The sequence below is a fragment of the Allobosea eneae genome, from assembly GCF_042657265.1.
Lineage (GTDB): Bacteria > Pseudomonadota > Alphaproteobacteria > Rhizobiales > Beijerinckiaceae > Allobosea > Allobosea eneae.
Genome location: NZ_JBHSLW010000005.1, coordinates 137,854 through 158,781, shown reverse-complemented (window position 1 = coordinate 158,781; position 20,928 = coordinate 137,854). Strand labels below are relative to the sequence as shown.

Genomic DNA, 20,928 nt, shown 5'->3' with positions numbered 1-20,928 from the left:
ATTGAGGAAGACTGATGCGACGTGTCGTCGTCACCGGACTGGGCATGGTGACCCCGCTCGGCTGCGGGGTCGAGCCGAGCTGGTCGCGCATTCTGGCTGGCGAGAGCGGCGCCGGCCCGATCAACACTTTCGACGTCTCCGACCTGCCGGCCCAGATCGCCTGCATCGTACCGCGCGGCGACGGCTCGAACGGTACCTTCAATCCCGATGATTGGATGGAGCCGAAAGAGCAGCGCAAGGTCGACGATTTCATCATCTTCGCCATGGCCGCGGCGACGCAGGCGCTGCGCGATTCCGGCTGGAAGCCCGAGAGCTACGAGGACCAGATCGCGACCGGCGTCGCCATCGGTTCCGGCATCGGCGGGCTCGGCGGGATCTACGACGCTTCGCTCCTCTTGAAGGAGCGCGGCCCGCGCCGGCTCTCGCCATTCTTCATCCCCGGCCGACTCAGCAATCTCGCCGCCGGCTATGTCTCGATCGAGCATGGTTTGAAGGGGCCGAATCACGCCGTCGTCACCGCCTGCTCGACCGGCGCCCACGCCATTGGCGATGCGGCCCGCATGGTCGCGCTCGGCGATGCGGAGGTCATGCTGGCGGGCGGCGCGGAATCAGCGATCAACCGCATCGGCATCGCCGGCTTCTGCGCCTGCCGCGCACTCTCGACCGGCTTCAACGAGACGCCCGGAAAGGCCTCGCGCCCCTATGACAAGGACCGCGACGGCTTCGTCATGGGCGAGGGCGCCGGCGTCGTCGTGCTCGAGGAGCTCGAGCACGCCAGGGCCCGCGGCGCGCGCATCTATGCCGAGATCGTCGGCTACGGCATGTCGGGCGACGCCTACCACATCACGTCGCCCTCCGAGGATGGCGACGGCGCCTATCGCTGCATGCAGGCGGCGTTGAAACGCGCGGGTCTGCGCGCCTCGGATGTCGATTACATCAACGCGCATGGCACCTCGACGCAGGTCGGTGACGAGATCGAGCTGCGCGCCGTCGAGCGTCTGCTCGCGAATGCGCCGCAGCGTCCGGCGATGTCCTCGACCAAGTCGGCGACCGGCCATCTGCTCGGCGCCGCCGGCGCGATCGAGGCGATCTTCTCGGTTCTGGCGATCCGCGACCAGATCGTGCCGCCGACGATCAACCTCGACAATCCGTCCGTCGAGACCGAGATCGACCTCGTGCCGCACAAGGCCAAGACGCGGAAGGTCGACGTCGCCCTGTCGAATTCCTTCGGTTTCGGCGGCACAAATGCCTCGCTGGTGATGCGTCGCTTGGCCGACTGAGGACAAGCGCGCTTTCGCCACAATTTTCGCTAGCCTGTCGCCGCCGCCGTGCCAGTATGCGGCCGGCACAGCCAGTAGATTGGATCGACGCCGGCATCGCCGCGCGCGATGTCAGGGAATCGGGCGAAAGCATCATGAGTCAGCCGCCTCGCGTCGCGCCGCGGAGTCCCAACGAGGCATTGAAGCCCGTCGCGCCGCCGGCTCCGCCGCCGAAGGTGCGTAAACGCCGACGCTCGCCCTTCATCGCCCTCCTTAGCGGTCTGTTCACGACGGCCCTCGTCCTGGCCGGAGCGCTGGGCGGCGGCATCGCCTATCTCGACAGCCGCAGCAAGGCGCCGGGACCGCTCGCCACCGATCGTGTCCTGATCATCCCGAAAGAGAGCGGGGTGACGGAGATCGCCGACCTGCTGCAGCGCGAGGGGCTGATCGAGCACCCCTGGGCCTTCAAGGTCGCAGCCTACACCTCTGGCAAGGCGGCCAGCCTGAAGGCTGGCGAATACCTGTTCAAGGCGCGCGCCAGCCAGAAGGACATTCTCGACGTCATCGCCGAGGGCAAGGCGGTCGAGCATTCGATCACCATCCCCGAGGGACTGACCAGCGAGCAGATCATGGCTCGCCTGCAGCAGAACGATTTGCTCGCCGGCGACGTCATCCAGGTGCCGCGCGAGGGGCAGATCCTGCCCGACACCTACAAGTTCCAGCGCGGCTCGACCCGTCAGGCCATCGTCGACCGGATGACGCGCGACCAGCGCCGCATCCTGAACGAGGTCTGGGCCAAGCGTCCGGCCGACCTGCCGATCAAGACACCGGCCGAGCTGGTGATCCTCGCCTCGATCGTCGAGAAGGAGACGGGGCGGGCGGATGAGCGGCCGCGCGTCGCCGGCGTTTTCATCAACCGGCTGAACCGCAAGATGAAGCTGCAATCCGACCCGACGATCGTCTACGGCCTCGTCGGCGGCAAGGGCACGCTCGGGCGTGGAATCACGCGCTCCGAGATCACCCAGCCGACGCCCTACAACACCTATGTGATCGACGGCCTGCCGCCGGGACCGATCGCCAATCCGGGCCGTGCGGCGCTGGAAGCGGTGGTCAACCATTCACGGACCAAGGATCTCTACTTCGTCGCGGACGGCAGTGGTGGTCACGCCTTCGCCGAGACCCTGGAGCAGCACAACCGCAACGTCGCGCGCTGGCGCCAGGTTGAAGCGGCAAGGCGCGAGTCCGGCCGGCCTGCCGTCGATGGTGGCGTCGACCGAGCCGAGCCGCCGCAGGGGCCGGACCAGCGCACCGAGGCGCCGGCCGCCGGCCGCCCGGACAATCAGGCAGCGGACCCGTCCGAGCCCGAGACATTCCCGGTTCCCGGCAATCGCCGTGCGGCCGCAGCTCAGCCGGTTCAGGCCGGCGCAGCTAACGGTCCGGCTGGCACGAGAGCGCGCGCCTTCGACGCCTCCGAAGGCACGGCGCGCGATCCGCTGCTGAACAAGACCTTCGATCTCAACAGCCCCAAGCAGGTCCCGCAGCTGAAGCCCTGACCGAGCTGTCCACATCTGCCGCTTGTCGTCGGTGCCGGGCCTGAATAGGGTCCGCGCGCGTCGCGCATTCCGCTTGGCCGTTCCCGCCGAACGATCTGAATTCGCGCCAGCATGTGGTTGCGAGAAGGAAGACAGGCGCCGATGGCGATCGAAAGCATGACGGGGTTCGCGCGCGCGGCCGGCACGACCGGGGCGCACGCCTTCGCCTGGGAGGTTCGCAGCGTCAATGGCCGCGGCCTCGATGTCCGTGTCCGCGTTCCCCCGGGTTTTGAAAGCTTATCGGAAGCGGCGCGCAAGCAGTTCTCCGCCGCCTTCGCGCGCGGCACCCTCCATGTCAGCCTGGCGATCACCAGCGAAGCGTCGGCCCCGCGCCCGCGCATCAATCAGGAGGCGCTCGCCGCCCTGATCGAGGCCGCAAGCCAGGTGAAGCTGCCGGGCGGCATCGCCCCTGCGACACTTGACGGCCTGCTCGCGATCCGCGGCGTCGTCGAGCTATCCGACGAGAGCGGCGATGCGCTGTCGGAGCTCGACGAGCCGGTGCTGGCAGCGTTGGCGGAGACGATCGCGGCGCTGAAGCAGGCGCGGCTCGCCGAGGGGCGGGCGCTCGAGGCGATCATCTCCGGCCATCTCGACAGCATCGCCCGCCTGACGGTCGAAGCCGAAGGTCATCCCGGCCGCAGTGTCGAAGCCATTCGCGCCCGTCTTGCCGGGCAGGTCGCTGCTCTGCTTGAAGCGAGCACCGCGCTGGAGCCGCAGCGCCTGCACCAAGAGGCCGCGCTTCTGGCGGTAAAGGCCGATATCCGCGAGGAGATCGACCGGCTCCACGCCCATGTCGCGGCGCTGCGCGAGCTACTCGCCCAGGGCGGCCCGATCGGCCGCAAGCTCGATTTCCTGGCGCAGGAATTCGGCCGGGAGGCCTCCACGCTCTGCGCCAAGGCCGGCGATCCCGGCCTGTCGCGGATCGGATTGGAGCTGCGCACGACGGTCGACCAGCTGCGCGAGCAGGTCCAGAACGTGGAGTGATGGCGATGGCCGATCTCATTCGCCCGGCCCGCCGCGGCCTCATGCTGGTCCTGTCCTCGCCGTCCGGCGCCGGCAAGTCGACGCTGACGCGGACGCTGTCGCAGAAGGAGACGAATCTCGACCTCTCGATCTCGGTGACGACACGCGGACGACGTCCCTCGGAGATCGACGGCGTCCATTACCGCTTTATCGATCGCGAGGCCTTCGACCAGCTGCGCGATCGCGACGATCTCCTGGAATCGGCCGAGGTCCACGGCAATGGCTACGGCACGCCGCGCAAGCCGGTCGAGGACGCACTCAAGGCCGGACGCGATGTCCTGTTCGACATCGACTATCAGGGCACCCAGCAGATCCTGGAGAAGGCGCGTGAGGACGTCGTCGCGATCTTCATCCTGCCGCCGTCCATGGCCGAATTGCGCTCGCGGCTTGTCCGGCGCGCCGAGGATGCGCCGGAGGTGATCGCGCGCCGCCTCGCCAACGCCCGCGACGAGATCGCGCGCTGGAATGTCTACGACTACGTCATCATCAACGACGATCTCGGCGCCGCCTATGAGTCTGTCCGCTCGATCCTGGCGGCAGAGAGGCTGAAGCGCAGCCGCGCCACCGGCATGCCCGCTTTCGTCGAGGGCCTGCTGAGCGAGCAGGTCAACTGATCAGCCCCGCGGAGCAAACGCGTTGGCGAGCGCGACGAAGCCGCTGACCGGGACCTCCTCGGCTCGCATCGTCTGCGACAGGCCAGAAGCCTCGATCATAGCCGCTGGGTCGGGGAGCACGGCTTTCAGGCTCTGGCGCAGCATCTTCCGGCGCTGGCCGAAGGCCGCGAGCGTCACGCGTTCGAGCAAGCGTCGGTCACAGGGCTCCGGCTCAAGGCGCGGCACCAGCTGGACAATCGATGAGGTGATCTTCGGCTGCGGCACGAAGGCGGTCTTGGGCACGTCGAACAGGATCTTCGTCTCGCAGCGCCAGTTGGCGAGCACGGCGAGGCGGCCATAAGCGGCGCGCTGCTCCGGCGTCGCGACGATGCGCTCTGCGACCTCGCGCTGGAACATCAGCGTCAGCGAGCTCCACCAGGGCGGCCAAGGCTCCGCGCTGAGCCAGCCGACCAGCAGTGGCGTGCCGATATTATAGGGCAGGTTGGCGACGATCCGGGCCGGATTGCCGCCGAGCAGATTCGAGAGATCGACCGCAAGCGCATCGCCGTCGACGACATCGAGCTGGCCCGGGTAATGGGCTGCGATCTCTGCCAGTGCCGGCATGCAGCGCCGATCACGCTCGATGGCGATGACGCGGCCTGCTCCGTTCGCCAGCAAGGCGCGGGTCAGCCCGCCGGGGCCGGGGCCGATCTCGACCACGGTCTGGCCTTCGAGCGGGCCGGCGGCCCGGGCGATCCGACCGGTCAGATTGAGATCGAAGAGGAAGTTCTGGCCGAGCGCCTTCTGCGCCATCAGCCCATGGCGCTCGACCACCTCGCGCAGCGGCGGCAGCCCGTCCTGGCTGGTTGCGCCGCTCACATCGGCTCTCCGCGCTCGGCCGCCGCCATGCGGGCCGCGAGCCGCAGGGCGGCGCACAGGCTATCCGGCCGCGCGATGCCTTTGCCGGCGATGTCGAAAGCGGTGCCGTGGTCCGGCGAGGTCCGGATGAAGGGCAGGCCGAGCGTGACGTTGACGCCCTCGTCGAAGGCGATCGTCTTGATCGGGATCAGCGCCTGGTCGTGATACATGCCGAGCGCCACGTCGTAGCCCGCACGTGCCCGCGCATGAAACAGGGTGTCGGCCGGGTAGGGGCCGCTCGCCTCGATGCCGAGCGCCCGCAACTGCTCGACGGCCGGCGCGATCACCGCCGCATCCTCCTTGCCGAGCGAGCCGCCTTCGCCAGCGTGCGGGTTGAGCCCGCACAGAGCCAGTCGCGGACGCGCGACGCCGAACCGGCGCGTGAGGTCGGATGCGGCGATCCGGCCAGTCTCGACGATCAGCTCCGTCGTCAGCTGCCGTGGCACCGCCTCCAACGGGATGTGGATCGTCACCGGAATGACGGCGAGTTCTTCCGACCAGATCATCATCACCGGCCGCGGTGTCGCTTCGCGGCCGCGGCCCGCCAATTCCGCCAGGAACTCGGTATGGCCGGGATGCTGGAAGCCGGCGGCGTAAAGCACGCTCTTGGCGATCGGATTGGTGACGAGCGCAGCAGCTCGCCCCGTCTCGACCGCTTCGACACCCCGCTCGATGGCCTCTATGACGCCGACTGCATTGGCCGGATCGGGCGTTCCGGCTCGGGCCAGCGGGGCATTTTCGAGCGCGATCACCGGCAGAGCTGTCGCAAAACAGGCTTCGGCCTGGTCCCAGCCGACCGGCCGCACCGGCACGCGCAGGCCGAGCCGCTCGTTCAGCCCGGCGAGCACCGCCACCGAGCCGAGATAGGCGAAGGGCGGAATGGCCCGTTCCTCGCGCAGTCGCCAGGCGGCGAGCGCCAGCTCGGGGCCGATCCCGGCCGGATCGCCTTGCGTCAAAGCCAGAAGGCGCACGCTCACGAGCGCGCCTTCCCGATTGCCTTCGACAGCGTCGGCAAGGTCGTCAGTTGCTGGAGGCGACACCGTCGCCCGAGCTGCTCGAGCCGAGATTTTGCGAATAGCTGATCTCGCCGAGCGTGCGCAGTTCGAGGCGGAACATGACGGTCCGCGTGTCGCTCGACCGCGAGCCGTTGACGGCGCGATCGGCGTAAGACTGCGTATAGGATACGTCGAAGATCGTGCACTCGTCCTGATAGCGTACCCCCACCGAGGTCGATGCCGCCTGGAGCGGGCCGGTGTTCGGATAGACCGGATTGGAAACCCAGGCGGGGTACTGCTGGTGAAGTGCCAACGCCTCGCGATAGCGTTCGCGGTCGTACTTGTATTTGTCGAGATCGAACAGAACGCTGCCGCGCACGCTCCAGTACTGGGCGAAGGAAATGCTCTGAGTGAGGCTCAGGCCTTCGCGACGGCGCGGAATGCCGAGGTCGGGCTGCGGCTCGTAACGGCCATAGCCGATCGTCGTCGAGAGAAACCTGTAATTGAACGCAGCCGACGCGTCGATTCGCTGCGCCTCGAAGGTGCTCTCGTTGAAGCGGCCGCCGCCCTGGAGCAGCAGGCCCTTGAACGGCTGATATTGCGCCTTGGCGACAAAGTCGGAACGGCGGGTGTCCAGTCCCGAATTGAGGCCGGTATTGACCAGGTCGCCGCTTGCGTAGGAGTTGCGACCGCCGAGGTGATAGGACTGGCCCACCAGCAGGCTAGCGTAAGAATCCTTGCCGAACGTGCCGCTGTAACGCAGGCCGATATTGGCGCGGCTGCCGCCCTCGACGCGGTCGAAGCCGGAGAACTTGTTCCACTCGAACAGGTTGGTGTCGTCGAAGACGAGGCTCTGCGCATCCTCGTTGGCGACGCGCAAGCTGTTCGTCTCGTTCGGGCGTGCCACGACCTGCGCGACCGGCTCGACGATGTGGGTGCCCCAGGAGGTCGTTGCGACGAAGGGGAAACGATACATCAGGCCGACCGCCGGCATCGCGCGGCCAAAGACCTCGTCCGAGGCATCGGCGATCGTCGTGACATTGGCGTTGAAGTATTTCGTCGTGTTCGGGTTGATCGAGAACACGTCGGCTCTGAGTGAGGCGTAAGGCGTCCAGACCTGGCCGATCGGGTCGACGATGTTGCGCCGCCAGTCGAGTTGCGCGGTCGCCCTTGCGATCGAGCCCGCAAGGCCCGTGACCAAGCATTTGTCCTTCTGATAGACCGCGCACCCGTCATACAGCAAATAGGCAGGATCGCCCGTCGCCGCATTGCCCGGGCTGGAGATCAGATAGGTTTTCTGGACCGGAAGCTCCTTGAAGGAAGCCGCCTCGCGGGTCAGATGGGTGAGGTTGACCGTGAACGACAACTCGCCGCCGATCATCGACGGCTTATGGATCCGCTTGTTGTAGTCGACCACCGGCGCCACGATCGGCTGCTGCTTCTGCCAGTCGTTGTAGGTCAGCGGCTGGAAGTAATAGCCGCGCATGTCGAACCAGGCATTCGGGCTCTGGCCGTTAAGCGCGACGGTCGAGGTCGATTCCTGCAGGTAGTTCGTCGCGGTGATGCTCTCGCTGCGGATCCGGTAATTCTTGTAGAAGTAGCGATCCGTCGAGCCGGCAATATCCCAGCTGAAGGTCCAGCGCGGGTTGAGGAACACCTTGCCGAAGGTCTCCACCGAGCCGCGGAACTTGTCGTCCCCCCCGCCGAGCGGGCCTTTCAGGAAGGCGTCCTGATCCCGCTGGAAGATGCCGGCGACGCGGATGCCGTACGAACCGTTGACGAAGCGATGCCGCCATTCGGCCTGGCCCAGGAGGCCCTGACGCGAAAGATAGGTCGGCGTCAGCGTCAGATCGTAGTTCGGCGCCAGATTGATGAAATAGGGCAGGCCGACGCCGAACCCCAGCGCCGAGGTGTTGATGAACTTCGGCGCCAGGAAGCCGGTCTTGCGTTTGACCGTCGCGTCCGGTCCCGACATGAACGGCACATAGGCGATCGGGACGCCGGCGAACTCCAGCCGGGCATCCTCGTAATAGATCATCTGCTCGGACTTCTTGTGGATGATCCGAGCCGCGCGGACCTGCCAGAACGGCGGGCGCTCGGGCTGATCGACGCAGGGCTCGCAGGCGGTGTAGATGCCCTTGTCGAAGACGAAGACCTCGCCGTCGGTGCGCTCGGCGCGCGGCGCCGAGAAGCGGGTCTTGTCGGTGTTCACGACGCGCAGCGAGTCGATGAAGCCGTCGCGGAAATCGTCGGTCAGATTGAAGCGGTCGCCGGTGATCACAGTGCCGTTGGCTTCGGTGATGCGGGCGTTGCCGGTCGCCACGACGCGCTTGCTCTGGCGGTCATAGACGACGCGATCGGCTTCGATCGTGCGGCCTTGGTAGAGAATCTGGACATCGCCGACTGCGGAGACGGTGTTGTTGTCCTTGTCGTAGACGAGCTCGCGCGCATCGACGACCATACGCTCCTGCGGCTTGGCCGCCGGAGTTTGGGCATAGGCCAGGCTCGTCCAGCCGAGGACCGGGGCGAGTGTCGTCACCAGCGCGGTCGCAGCCGCAAGGCGCATGACGCGTCTTACGCCGGAAGCCATGAACTCAATCCAAAATTAACCATAGCCACCGTATTCTCAGCCATCTTCCTGATGGAGGAGGGCAAGCGCGCCAAGCAGCGTGCCCACGATTGCGGGCAGCCACGCGGCCACCGAGGCGTTGACGATGCCCGATGAGCCCAGCTCCTCAGATAACTGCGTCGCAACATAGAGCACGAACCCAGCCGCAACGCCACCTACCACCAGTCTGGTCACACCACCAAACCGGAAAAATCTTAAGGAAACGGATGCTGCGACCAAGATCATTGCGATCATCAGCAGCGGCCGTGCTTTGAGGGATTCATAACGCAATTCGTAGCGTGTCGTGTCGAGCCCAGCCCTCAAGGTTCGGTCGAGGACGGCCGGCATCGACCAGAAGCCGACGGAATCAGGCGGAGTGAAACTTTGTCGCACCTGATCCGGCTCCAGCGTCGTCGCGACGAGATATGTCGAGTAGCTCTGTGGCTCTTCCGTGGCCGAGACGACACGAACTTCCGACAGCTCCCAATAGCCCCGATAGAGCACGGCCTGTTTCGCCTCGATGCGCTCGCTGAAGCCGCCATCTGGCGAAAACGTGAAGAAGGCGACCTGGGCAAGTCCGACGCCGCCTTCCAGCGCGGCCGCGGCCCGGATGATCGCCTGGCCATCGACGCTGCGCTGGCGAAGCCAGATCTCCTTGCCGAGCGTTTGACCCGTCCTGATGAAGAGCGAGGCCTCGAGCGCCGAGGCTCGCTGTTTCAGCTCGGCGGCGATCGGGTTATAGATTCCGATCGAGACCAGCCCGACCAGCCCCGCGACCAACGCTGCCGGCTGCAGGAACTGCCAGGCCGAGATGCCGACCGAGCGCGCCACGACCAGCTCCAGCTTTCGGCTCAGATTGAGCAAAGCGAACATGCCGCCGAACAACACGGCGAAGGGAAATATCTGCTCGGCGACCGAGGGAGCGCGGTAGAGCGCCAGCTGGATGATGCTCGGGGTCGTCGCGGTCGGCGAATCGCCGGCGCGCCGCATCAACTCGACGAAATCGAGGGTCGCGATCAGGAAGAAGAACGTACCGAACACGCTCAGGATCGCGCGCAGGAAGCGCTGCGTCAGATAACGGCCGAAGGTCGTGAACAGCAGCATCAGGCCCGCCGGAATCGCGCTGCCAACGCAACGAAAGGAGCAACCAGCGGCTCGGTCAGCCGGTCGACGAGCAGGCGGGTGTGTGCGCCCAAGCCGATGGCGAACGCCGACAGGATGATCGTGGCGAGTGGCAGGATATAGAGCAGGGTGGCCGCGAAAGGCGAGCGCACACTGGCGGTCCAGGCGGCATAGGCGCCGATCCGGATGGCGCCGACCAGGAAGATGGCGATCTGGATCGCGGCGGCACGGCCCTGGCGGGTGGTGCGCGCCTCGCCGAGGATGGCGAGGGCGACCAATACGAAAGCGATCGGATAGAGCGGCGCCGATAGGCGGTTGTGCAGCTCGGCGCGGAAGCGTCCTTCCTGGTACTTGTAGTAAGGCTCGTTCGTATCCTGCGTCAGCAGCGCCCAGGTCGTACGCTCGCGCGGCTTATAGATCACCTTGGCGCCGTCCTCGCCGCCGACGCCGTCGGCATCGCCTGTCAGCGCGGAAAGATTGAGTGCGTAGCGCTCGAACGAGATGATCGAGCTCGAGTTCTGGCTGCGGCTCTCGCGCTGGATCGTACCTTTTTCCAGCATCAGGAAGCTATTGCCGTCGGCCTCGGCCGATTGGCCACGCTCGGCAATGTAGACCGCAGGCTGGTTGGGGTCGCGCCGGTCCTGCATGAAGATGCCGAGCAGGGCCTGCCCCTGCTTCTCGCGATAATGGAAGGTGACGCCGGAATCGAGCGCGACGAACTGCCCTTCCTTGACCACGTTGGCGACGAAGTCGGCGCGGATCAGCGTGATCAGGTCGCGCAGCGCCCGGAAGCCGGCAGGCATCACCGACAGCGATATCCAGCCGACCAGGACGGAGGTCAGCAACGTCAGCGCGATGAAGGGCCGCGCCAGTCGGCGGGGCGCGACGCCGGCCGCGTTCATCACGATGAGCTCGGAATCGCTGTTGAGCTTGTTGAGCGTGTAGAGCGTCGCCATGAACAGCGCGACGGGGGCGATACCGGCGATCAGCGCCGGCAGCGAGAGCAAGGTGACGGTGAAGAAGATCAGGACCGTCTGGCCCTTGCCGGTGATCAGGTCGACCTCGCGCAGGGCCTGCGTCACCCAGATCACGCTGGTCAGGCCGACGAGCAGAATCACCGCGGCGCCGGCGGCGATCTTCAGAATGTAGCGGTCGAGAAGTCCGAAACGCACGAGGGGAATGGTCCTGGGGCCTGCGATCCTTGACGAAGGCGCTCCCCTTGGACGGCTCGCCTCGAACTCCCTATGGTATAGCTTCGATCATGGCGCAAACGGGAATCGTTTGTGGCCTTTGCGAGCCCCGAGCCCGGTCAGCTCTTCCCGTCATCTCCATCCTGCAGCCCGTGAGCCTTCGATGTCGCAGCGCCTGAAGCTTGAGGTCAAAGCCCTGAACGCCATTGCCGGGGAGGACCTGGTCATCCTCGTTTCGGACAGGCTGGCACCGCCGAAGACGGCCGAGGACTGGATCGGCTCGGGTGCCCATGCGCTGATCGCGCGCGCCGCTGCCGCGGAGCGCTTCAAGGGCAAGGCCTTGTCCGGCCTTGCGCTCCTCGCGCCGGACGGCGCGGGCTATGAGCGCCTGATCTTGATCGGAATCGGCCCGGAATCAGAGCGCGGAAAGCTCGATTTCGCCGCACTCGGCGGCGCCATTGCCGGCCGTCTCGGCAATGGCCGCAGCGCCGACATCATCGCGGCACTGCCCGAGGGTGAGCTGTCTGCCGACGAGATCGCCGAAATCGGGCTCGGCCTGCGCCTCAGGAGCTATGTGTTCGACCGCTACAAGACCAAGAGCCGCGACCGCGACAAGGACCAGGCCGAGCCGAAGTCCGTGACGCTTCGCGTAACCGATCCGGCTGCGGTCAAGAAGGCGTTGAAGGCACGCGAAGCGATCGCCGGCGGAGTCGAGTTCGCTCGCGATCTCGTGAACGAGCCGCCGAACGTCCTTTTCCCCGAGGAGTTCGCCGAACGCGCCGCAAAGCTCGACAAACTCGGGATCGAGGTCGAGATTCTCGACGAGAAGGAATTGAAGAAGATCGGCATGCGCGCCCTGCTCGGCGTCGGCCAGGGCTCGCATCGCGAGAGCCGCGTCGTGGTGATGCGCTGGAACGGCGGCGCCAAGGGCGACAAGCCGGTCGCCTTCGTCGGCAAGGGCGTGACCTTCGACACCGGCGGCATCTCGATCAAGCCAGCCGGCGGCATGGAGGACATGAAGGGCGACATGGCCGGCGCCGCTTGCGTCACCGGGCTGATGCAGGCGCTGGCCGCCCGCAAGGCCAAGGTCAACGCCGTCGGCGTGATCGGCCTGGTCGAGAACATGCCGGACGGCAAGGCCCAGCGGCCTGGCGACATCGTAACCTCGCTCTCCGGACAGACCATCGAGATCATCAACACCGACGCGGAAGGCCGGCTCGTCCTCGCCGACGTGCTCTGGTACACGCAGGAACGCTTCAAGCCGGTCTTCATGGTCAATCTGGCGACGCTGACCGGCGCGATACTGGTCGCGCTGGCGCAGGAGAATGCCGGGCTGTTTTCCAACAGCGACGAATTGTCGGAGCGGCTGACGGCTGCCGGCAAGGCGACCGGCGAGACGGTCTGGCGCATGCCGCTCTCGGCGGCCTACGACAAGATGATCGATTCCAAATTCGCCGACATGAAGAACTCGGCCGGACGCCATGGCGGCTCGATCACGGCGGCGCAGTTCCTGCAGCGCCATGTCAACGACACGCCCTGGGCGCATCTCGACATTGCCGGTACCGGCATGGGCTCGCCGAACAGCGAGATCAACCGGTCCTGGGGTTCGGGTTGGGGCGTGCGCCTGCTCCACCGTCTGGTCGCGGACCATTACGAAAGCTGATTCGGCTCATCAACCGATTCATGCAAAGGATTGAGCCGACTTAGGATTATGGCCGAGGTTCTGTTCTACCATCTGCAGGGGCGCCCGCTCGAACAGGTCCTTCCGACCCTGCTCGAGCGATCACTTTCCCGCGGCTGGAAGGCGGTGGTCGAATTGTCGAGCCGCGAGCGCCTCGCCGGGCTCGACGACCGGCTCTGGACCTATGCCGACGAATCCTTCCTGCCGCATGCGACGGCCGCCGAGCCGGATGCCGCTGCGAACCCGATCGTGCTCACCACGAACTCCGACAACCCGAACGGCGCGCAGGTGCGCTTCTGCGTTGACGGTGTCCGCATTCCCGACGCATTGGACGCCTACGAGCGCGTCATCCTGATGTTCGACGGCGACGATCCCAATGCGCTCGCCTCGGCCCGTGAAGACTGGAAAAAGCTGCGGACGCTCGGCATCGCCGCCACCTATTGGCAGCAGGACGAGACCGGCCGCTGGGAGAAAAAAGCGTGAAAGTTCCTGTTGCCCTGGCTCTGGCGGCCGCGCTCGCCGGCTGCTCCGTCGATATGGGCGGGTTTTCCTTCGTCTCCGACGAGCGCGGCACGCGCAGCAGCAGCGCCTCGGCCCGCGTCTCGACTCAAGAAGCGATGCTGACGCCGGAGGGCGAATGCAGCGCCGATGTCTCGCTCGATCCCTCGACGCGCCCGCTGCCGAAGGAGATCGCCGTCGGCATCACCGAATGCGAGCTCGTCAGGCTCAAGGCGAAGCGGCCGACCGACGTGCTGATCGGCGACAATGGCCGGGGCCAGCGCGAGGTGCAGGTGCTCTATTCCGAGCCGGGCAATCGCGAGATCTACCTGTTCACCGACAACCGTCTGAGCCGGATCGTCAAGCCGGGCCAGCCGGAGCAGCAGGGCTGATACAGCAGCCGGCCGAAGATTTCGTCTCTGACGCGACCAAAGCAACCGTTCGATCGATGGCTCGTTTCTGAGTTGATCGGAACGGCCGAAGGCGCAGAGGCGGGAGTGGCGAGATGCAGGTCGAATGGCAGAGGCGGGTGGTGCCCGGTGGCCTTGGGTTTTTAGGCGCTGCGCTGATGGCGGTGTCGCCCGTGGCGGCGCAGGTGATCGACTTCCGCTCCTCGGACCGCGAAATGAACCACGCGATCGCCGAAGCCCGCAGGACGCTGCCGGATTTCGTCGCGCTCTATCGCGCTGGCAGGGGCGAGCGCCATGCCGTGAAGGTCGCGATCCCCTATGACCGCGGACGCGAGCACGTCTGGATGAACCTGACGGCGATCGAAGGCGATGTCTTCGTCGGCAGGATCGCGAACGATCCCGTCCATCTCGACAAGTTGAACAAGGGCGACAGCTACCGGACCGGCAGCGCGATGGTCAGCGACTGGAACTATATGTCGGGCGGCCAGATGTACGGCAGCTACACTACCCGCGTCGCGATCAAGAAGCTCACCCCGACGCAGGTCCGGGAGCTCGGCCTCAAGCTCGCGCCGCTGCCTTGAGAAGGCGTCAGGCGCTCTCCAGCTCCTCGCTCAGCGTCAACCATTCCTCCTCGGCCGCGGCCAGCGCCTCGGTCAGTTCGCCGCGCTGGCGCGAGAGCTGCAGCGCCTTGTCCGGCTCACGCGCAAAGGCGCCGTTGGCGAGCGCGCCGTCGACCTTCTCGATCAGCCCGGTCAGCTTGGCGATGCGTGCCTCGGCGAGGTTGAGCTTCTGCCTGAGCGGTCCTTGTGCCTGGCGCTTTGCCGCCGCGCCCTTGCGCTCCTCGGCCTTGCCTGCGGCTTCGGCATCGGGCTTGCCGCGCTGGGCCGGCTTGTCGCGACCGAGCACGAAGTCGCGATAATCGTCCATGTCGCCGTCGAAGCTCTTCACGGTGCCGTCCCCGACCAGCCAGAGCCGGTCGGCGCAGGCCTCGATCAGGAAGCGATCGTGGCTGACCAGGATGACGGCGCCGGGATAGTCGTTGATCGCGTTGACCAGCGCGGTGCGGCTGTCGATGTCGAGATGGTTGGTCGGCTCGTCGAGGATCAGCAGGTGAGGGCCGCCGAAGGTGGCGATGCCGAGCATCAATCGGGCCTTCTCGCCGCCGGAGAGGTTCTTCACCGGCGTGTCGGCCTTGTTGGCGGGAAAGCCGATCTGCGCGGTGCGCGCCCGCACGCGCGCTTCGGGCGCATCCGGCATCAGCTCGCGGATATGGCCGACCGGCGTGTCTTCCATCCGCAACTCGTCGAGCTGGTGCTGGGCGAAATAGGCCGTCTGCAGCTTCGAGGAGCGCCGCATCTCGCCCGAAAGCGGCGCGAGCCGCCCGCCGATCAGCTTGCAGAAGGTCGATTTGCCGTTGCCGTTGGAGCCGAGCAGCGCGATGCGGTCGTCCGGCGCCAGGCTCAGGTTAAGCCGCTGCAGCACCTTGCGCTCGCCATAGCCGGCGCTGGCGCTCTCGAGCACGATCATCGGCGGCGAGAGCGGCCGCTCGGGGGCGGGGAAATTGAACGGCTGGACGTCGCGATCCTGGATGACCGCGATCTCCTGCATCTTCTCCAGGCGCTTGACGCGCGACTGGGCCTGGCTGGCCTTCGATGCTTTGGCCTTGAAGCGGTCCACGAAGGATTGCAGGTGCTTGCGCTCGGCCTCCTGCTTCTCGCGTGCCTTGGCGAGATGCGCCTGCTTCTCGGCCCTGAGCTTCTCGAAGTCGCTATAGCCGCCACGGTAGATGGTGAGCTTGCCCTGGTCGAGATGCAGGATGTGATTGACGCAGGTGTCGAGCAATTCGCGATCGTGGCTGACGACCAGCACCGTATGCGGATAGCGCTCGAGATAGTCGTAGAGCCAGAGCGTGCCTTCGAGATCGAGATAGTTGGTCGGCTCGTCGAGCAGCAGCAGGTCGGGCTCGGAGAACAGCACGGCTGCGAGCGCGACGCGCATGCGCCAGCCGCCCGAGAAGTCGGAGCAGGGGCGCTGCTGCGCCTCCTCGTCGAAACCGAGCCCGTACAATACGGTCGCGGCCCGAGCGGGCGCGGAATGGGCGCCGATATCGGCGAGCCGCGTCTCGATCTCGGCGATCCGCATCGGGTCTGTCGCGCTCTGCGCCTCCGTCATCAGCGCCGCACGCTCGGTATCGGCGGCCAGCACGACCTCGATCAGCGTTTCGGGCCCGCCTGGGGCCTCCTGCGCCACCCCGCCGATGCGCATGCCCTTGGGCAGGGCGACGTTGCCGCCTTCGGGCGAAAGATCGCCGGTGATGATGCGGAACAGCGTGGTCTTGCCGGTGCCGTTGCGCCCGACAAGGCCGACGCGCGAGCCAGTCGGCAGGAAGGCGCTGGCCTTGTCCAGCAGCAGGCGTTCGCCGAGGCGGTAGGTGATGTCGTTCAGGGTCAGCATGGCGAGCGGGGTTTAGCCTGCTTTTTGCTCGGCGGGAAACGGCGGAACCGCAGGAAATCGTCGGAGCGGCCCGCGAGAGCACGGCTGCCCCAGGGGCATGGCCATGGATTCACCATGTTTCCGCCACTGCGTGGCCGAGCGGACTGGGCATGCATGGGCAAGGTAACGTACTGATTCGCAAAGAGCATCCATGGAATTCGGCTCTCTGGTCCGGCGACCGCGCCGGGTATCGCTCGCAGCCGTCGTCGTCGCGCTGCTCGCTCTGGTCCTCGGCAGCGCCGCTGCGCTCGCCGCCTTTTCGCCGTTGCCCGGCGTCTAATAAGGCGGCTGCGGCGCGTCCTGCGCTTCAAGCAACGTTAACCGCGCTGGTGTTGGCTGTTTCGAAACAGTCGATGCCGGGCGGAGACCTGATTCGTGTTCAGCCTCAGAATCAGGCTTCCGGTCGCCATGCTGGCCCTGGCCCTGCTGGCCGCCCTGGCGGTGGGCTCGGCGGCCTATGTCGCGGTGTCGAACTGGGCGCAAGCGGCCGTCCGCGAGCGCATGCACGCTCTGGCCGAAGGTCATGTCCGCGCCATCGAGCGGCGCTGGGCGCAGCTGCGCGCCGAGCTCGCCGTCCAGGCCCGCAGCGCCTTCACCGTCTCGGCGCTCGACGAGATCGGCAAATGGATGGAGCTCGGCCAGCACGACTACAAGAGCATCCTCAGCCATTATCAGGGTGACGGCTCGCTGCCTCTGGCCGAACGCATCGCCCGCACTGGGCGTGAGCATCAACATGGCTATTCGTGGCGTCATGTGCCGATCCACGAGACCTATGCCGCAGCGCTGAAGCAGTTCAATTACGCCGACATCTATCTGGTCTCGCGCAAGGGCAGGGTGGTCTACAGCGTCACTAAGGGACCGGAGTTCGGCCGCTTGCTGAGCGATGAGGATCTGGCCGGTACCGCCCTCGCCAGATCCGTCGCGATGGCGCGTGGCAAGGCTACCGGCGAACAGGTGGTGCTCGACTTTTCGCCCTACGATCCGGTCGGCGGCGATCCGCGTGCGTTTCTGGCGGCGCCGTTCTACGACGCAGAGGCAGGCGAGGACCAGCAGGTCGGGACGATCGTCATCGCCGTCGATACGCGTCTGATCGATGATGTGCTCGCCTTCAATCCGATGGGTTCCAGTGCCGAGAGGATTTTCGTCGTCGGCTCCGACGGGTTCATGCGCTCGAACCCTGCGGCGCGGCGCAACGGCGCCTCGCCGCGCGAGACGCTCGACCGCAGTCGCCTGGGCGCACAGACGCAGAAGACGCTCATCCGCATGACCAGCCATGACGGCCAGGCCCTGGTCGCGAGCGGTGAAGAGGTGGCGATCGGCGATTGGCGCTGGCTGCTCTGGCTGACCGAGCCGGAAGAGAGCGCCTTCGCCGTGGTACGCACGATCCGCAGCGCCGTCGTCTCCGCCGGCCTGCTGGTGCTGTTGCCGCTATTCGGCATCGCGATCCTGCTCGGCTGGTCGGTGGCGCGTCCGATCGCGCGGCTCTCCGACCGGCTCGCGGGCGTGGCTGCGGGGCGGACCGAAGAGGCGATTCCCGGAGCCGGCCGCCGCGACGAGATCGGCGGCATCGCCAAGTCGATCGAGCTGATCCGCGGAACCCTGCGCGGTGAAGCCCGGCGCCGCGAGGCCGAGCAGGAAACGCGCCGGGCCGAGGCCGAGCAGCATCAACGGGCCTTGCTGAACGAGCTGGCGGGCGAGCTCGAAGATTCGGTCAGGACCGTTTCGGCCTCGGTCTCGGTTTCCGCGGAAACCCTGGGCACGACGGCGCATCAGCTCGCCGAAGGCGCGCGCGAAGCCCAGGCCGGTGCGGCCGATACGGACAGCGCGACCGGCAACGCGATCCGCAGCGTCAAGTCGATCGAGCGCGCGGCGCAGGATCTGCTCGGTGCCGTCGACGCGCTTGCCGGGGAGGTCCGCTCTTCCGATGCGACTGCGGGCCAGGCGCGCGAGCATGCGGATTCGGTGAGCCGGGTCGTCGATGGCCTGTCCAACGGCGCGGCGCGGGTCTCGGAGGTGGTTGGGCTGATCTCGGCTATCGCCGGGCAGACCAATCTGCTCGCGCTCAACGCCACCATTGAGGCGGCCCGCGCCGGCGAAGCCGGCAGAGGCTTCGCCGTCGTCGCCAATGAGGTGAAGTCGCTGGCGACGCAGACCGCCAATGCAACGCAAGACATTGCGCGCCATATCGAGGCGATGAATCAGGCGACTGCCGCGACCGTCGACGGCATCGCTGGAATCCGCGCCTTCGTGCAGGAGCTGAACGAGGCAACGCGCCGCACCAGCCAGACCATGCAGCGCCAGCACGAAGCGGCCCATGCCATCGCTGCGGACGTTCTGGCTGCGACGCAGGAGATCGTCCTGATCGGCCAGGCCACCAGCCAAGTCGCGCTCGCCTCGCGCAACACCGCCGGCGCGTCCGACGCCGTGCTGAAGGCGGCGGGCGAACTGACCGCGCTGGCCCAGGCGCTGAATGCGCGCGTCGATCACGTCATTGGTGAACTCCGCGTCGCCTGAACGCTTGTCGAGGCTGGCAACGTTGGCTAACGCTCAGGCCATGAGCCACACCGCCTTCTATGCCGGGTCGTTCGACCCCGTCACCAATGGCCATGTCGATATGATCGAGGCCGCCTGCCGGCTGTGCGACAGGCTGATCCTCGCCATCGGGATCCATCCCGGCAAGACGCCGATCTTCACTGCCGACGAACGGGCCGAACTGCTGCGCGAGATCTGTGGCCCGATCGCGTCTGCATCAGGCGTGATGCTCGAGGTCGTCACCTTCGACGACCTCACCATCGACGCGGCGCGCCGGCTCGGCGCCACGATCCTGGTGCGCGGCCTGCGCGACGGCACCGATCTCGACTATGAGATGCAGCTCGCCGGCATGAACCACACCATGGTGCCCGAGCTGCAGACTGTCTTCCTGCCAGCCACGCCGCCGGCCCGCCACATCACCGCGACGCTGGTGCGTCAGGTTGCCTCGATGGGCGGTGATGTTTCCGCCTTCGTTCCGCCCATTGTCCGCGACAGGCTGAAAGCCAAGTTCGCCGAGCGCTGACGCCTGCGCAAACGCCATGGATGTGCATTTGCCTGATGGCGATGTGCATTAGCGTTTGCAATTTGCAAACGCCGATGGTGTCTCTGGACTAATCTGAATCGGTGCGCGGTCCTGGCGCATCGTCCTCCAACGAGTGCTCCGATGCGCCTGTCCCGCTATTTCCTGCCGATCCTGCGCGATACGCCCAAGGAAGCGGAGATCGTCTCGCACCGGCTGATGCTGCGCGCCGGCATGATCCGCCAGCAATCCGCCGGCATCTATTCCTGGCTGCCGCTCGGCTTGCGGGTTCTCAACAAGATCAGCGCCGTCGTGCGCGAGGAGCAGAACCGCGCGGGCGCCATCGAGATCCTGATGCCGACCATCCAGTCGGCCGATCTCTGGCGCGAGAGCGGGCGCTACGATGCCTATGGCAAGGAGATGCTGCGCATCAAGGACCGGCACGACCGCGAGATGCTCTACGGCCCGACCAATGAGGAGATGGTCACCGAGATCTTCCGCTCCTACGTCAAGTCCTACAAGGACCTGCCGCTCAACCTCTACCACATCCAGTGGAAGTTCCGGGACGAGGTCCGCCCGCGCTTCGGCGTGATGCGCGGCCGTGAGTTCCTGATGAAGGACGCCTATTCCTTCGATCTCGACCAGGCAGGTGCTCGCCATGCCTATAACCGCATGTTCACCGCCTATCTGCGGACATTCGCGCGGCTCGGCCTGAAGGCGATCCCGATGCGCGCCGATACCGGTCCGATCGGCGGGGATCTCAGCCACGAGTTCATCGTGCTCGCCTCGACCGGCGAGAGCGAGGTCTTCTGCCACAAGGACTATCTCGACTTCGCAACGCCGGCCGCGGACACCGACTTCGACAGCGTCCCCGGCCTGCAGGGCATCGTCGACAAGTGGACGAGCCTCTATGCCGCGACCGAGGAAATGCACGAAAAGGATGCCTTCGCGGCGATCCCCGCCGAAAGCCAGGTTTCGGCTCGCGGCATCGAGGTCGGCCATATCTTCTATTTCGGCACCAAGTACTCCGCTCCGATGGGCGCGACCGTCACAGGTCCCGACGGGCAGCTGGTGCCGGTCCATATGGGCTCCTACGGCATCGGCCCGAGCCGCCTCGTCGCCGCGCTGATCGAGGCTGGCCATGATGAGGGCGGCATCGTCTGGCCCGACGAGATCGCGCCTTTCGACATCGCCGTGCTCAATCTCAAGACCGGCGATGCCGCGACCGATGGCGCCTGCGACCAGCTCTACAAGGGTCTCGCGGCCAAGGGCTACGACATGGTCTATGACGACCGCGACGAGCGCCCGGGCGGCAAGTTCGCTACCGCCGACCTGATCGGTATCCCCTGGCAGATCATCGTCGGCCCGAAGGGGCTGGCCGAGGGCAAGGTCGAGCTCAAGCGCCGCGCCGGCGGCGAGCGCGAATTGGTCTCGCTCGAGGCGGCGCTGGCGCGGTTCCCCGGCAAGGGCGCGGAGGCGAGCGCGTGAGCGGAG

Annotated in this window: 18 protein-coding genes; 12 read left to right on the top strand and 6 right to left on the bottom strand. The window is 66.5% G+C overall.

From position 1 onward, the window contains the following. The first annotated feature begins 14 nt into the window (after positions 1-14). From fabF to gmk, 4 genes are all read left to right on the top strand, one after another. Positions 15-1,280 carry a beta-ketoacyl-ACP synthase II gene (gene fabF, locus ACFPOB_RS02115; protein ID WP_377795541.1) on the top strand — a complete coding sequence of 422 codons (1,266 nt, stop codon included), beginning with the start codon at positions 15-17 and terminating at the stop codon, positions 1,278-1,280. Between the two features lie 134 nt (positions 1,281-1,414). Beyond that, complete coding sequence (mltG, locus tag ACFPOB_RS02110) at positions 1,415-2,812, top strand: endolytic transglycosylase MltG (RefSeq protein ID WP_377795539.1); 1,398 nt, start codon at positions 1,415-1,417, stop codon at positions 2,810-2,812. Between the two features lie 141 nt (positions 2,813-2,953). Continuing rightward, on the top strand, positions 2,954-3,835 hold the full coding sequence (locus tag ACFPOB_RS02105) for a YicC/YloC family endoribonuclease (RefSeq protein ID WP_377795538.1): 882 nt from the start codon (positions 2,954-2,956) through the stop codon (positions 3,833-3,835). Then, on the top strand, positions 3,835-4,488 hold the full coding sequence (gene gmk, locus ACFPOB_RS02100; protein WP_377795536.1) for a guanylate kinase: 654 nt from the start codon (positions 3,835-3,837) through the stop codon (positions 4,486-4,488). Before ACFPOB_RS02105 ends, gmk begins: the two co-directional genes overlap by 1 nt. On the opposite strand, the gene rsmA is transcribed toward gmk, so the two are convergent. The 5 genes from rsmA to lptF form a co-directional block, all read right to left on the bottom strand. Then, on the bottom strand, positions 4,489-5,280 hold the full coding sequence (gene rsmA / locus ACFPOB_RS02095) for a 16S rRNA (adenine(1518)-N(6)/adenine(1519)-N(6))-dimethyltransferase RsmA (protein ID WP_377796042.1): 792 nt from the start codon (positions 5,278-5,280) through the stop codon (positions 4,489-4,491). It abuts the gene before it with no gap. A gap of 62 nt (positions 5,281-5,342) precedes the next feature. Next, complete coding sequence (gene pdxA, locus ACFPOB_RS02090; protein WP_377795535.1) at positions 5,343-6,362, bottom strand: 4-hydroxythreonine-4-phosphate dehydrogenase PdxA; 1,020 nt, start codon at positions 6,360-6,362, stop codon at positions 5,343-5,345. A 43-nt stretch (positions 6,363-6,405) separates the two neighbouring features. Beyond that, entirely contained in the window at positions 6,406-8,970 is a 2,565-nt protein-coding gene (locus ACFPOB_RS02085; RefSeq protein WP_377795533.1) for an LPS-assembly protein LptD, read from the bottom strand. A gap of 36 nt (positions 8,971-9,006) precedes the next feature. Beyond that, a complete protein-coding gene (lptG, locus tag ACFPOB_RS02080; RefSeq protein ID WP_377795531.1) occupies positions 9,007-10,092 on the bottom strand; it encodes an LPS export ABC transporter permease LptG in 1,086 nt (361 codons plus the stop codon). Beyond that, on the bottom strand, positions 10,092-11,282 hold the full coding sequence (lptF, locus tag ACFPOB_RS02075) for an LPS export ABC transporter permease LptF (protein ID WP_092154168.1): 1,191 nt from the start codon (positions 11,280-11,282) through the stop codon (positions 10,092-10,094). The genes lptG and lptF overlap by 1 nt, the downstream gene beginning before the upstream one ends. A 181-nt stretch (positions 11,283-11,463) precedes the next feature. Here lptF and ACFPOB_RS02070 point away from each other — a divergent pair, with 181 nt between their 5' ends. The 4 genes from ACFPOB_RS02070 to ACFPOB_RS02055 all read left to right on the top strand — a co-directional run bounded on the left by ACFPOB_RS02070 (position 11,464) and on the right by ACFPOB_RS02055 (position 14,470). After that, entirely contained in the window at positions 11,464-12,963 is a 1,500-nt protein-coding gene (locus tag ACFPOB_RS02070; RefSeq protein ID WP_377795529.1) for a leucyl aminopeptidase, read from the top strand. Between the two features lie 48 nt (positions 12,964-13,011). Further along, on the top strand, positions 13,012-13,464 hold the full coding sequence (locus tag ACFPOB_RS02065; protein ID WP_377795527.1) for a DNA polymerase III subunit chi: 453 nt from the start codon (positions 13,012-13,014) through the stop codon (positions 13,462-13,464). Further along, on the top strand, positions 13,461-13,871 hold the full coding sequence (locus tag ACFPOB_RS02060) for a hypothetical protein (protein WP_244543163.1): 411 nt from the start codon (positions 13,461-13,463) through the stop codon (positions 13,869-13,871). The genes ACFPOB_RS02065 and ACFPOB_RS02060 overlap by 4 nt, the downstream gene beginning before the upstream one ends. Positions 13,872-13,984: 113 nt before the next feature. Next, on the top strand, positions 13,985-14,470 hold the full coding sequence (locus ACFPOB_RS02055) for a DUF2314 domain-containing protein (RefSeq protein ID WP_377795525.1): 486 nt from the start codon (positions 13,985-13,987) through the stop codon (positions 14,468-14,470). 7 nt (positions 14,471-14,477) lie between these two features. Here ACFPOB_RS02055 and abc-f read toward each other — a convergent pair whose 3' ends face one another. Beyond that, positions 14,478-16,343, bottom strand: coding sequence for a ribosomal protection-like ABC-F family protein (abc-f, locus tag ACFPOB_RS02050; RefSeq protein ID WP_377795523.1), 1,866 nt, complete (start codon positions 16,341-16,343; stop codon positions 14,478-14,480). 190 nt (positions 16,344-16,533) lie between these two features. Here abc-f and ACFPOB_RS02045 point away from each other — a divergent pair, with 190 nt between their 5' ends. From ACFPOB_RS02045 to proS, 4 genes are all read left to right on the top strand, one after another. Further along, a complete protein-coding gene (locus ACFPOB_RS02045) occupies positions 16,534-16,662 on the top strand; it encodes a hypothetical protein (RefSeq protein ID WP_377795521.1) in 129 nt (42 codons plus the stop codon). Between the two features lie 95 nt (positions 16,663-16,757). Then, the gene (locus ACFPOB_RS02040) at positions 16,758-18,896 is read left to right on the top strand and encodes a methyl-accepting chemotaxis protein (RefSeq protein WP_377795519.1); all 2,139 of its coding nucleotides are present in this window, start codon (positions 16,758-16,760) and stop codon (positions 18,894-18,896) included. Between the two features lie 40 nt (positions 18,897-18,936). After that, complete coding sequence (gene coaD, locus ACFPOB_RS02035; protein ID WP_377795517.1) at positions 18,937-19,437, top strand: pantetheine-phosphate adenylyltransferase; 501 nt, start codon at positions 18,937-18,939, stop codon at positions 19,435-19,437. 141 nt (positions 19,438-19,578) lie between these two features. Then, positions 19,579-20,922 (top strand): proline--tRNA ligase, encoded by a 1,344-nt coding sequence (proS, locus tag ACFPOB_RS02030; RefSeq protein ID WP_092154153.1) that lies wholly within the window; start codon positions 19,579-19,581, stop codon positions 20,920-20,922. Positions 20,923-20,928 lie beyond the last annotated feature (6 nt).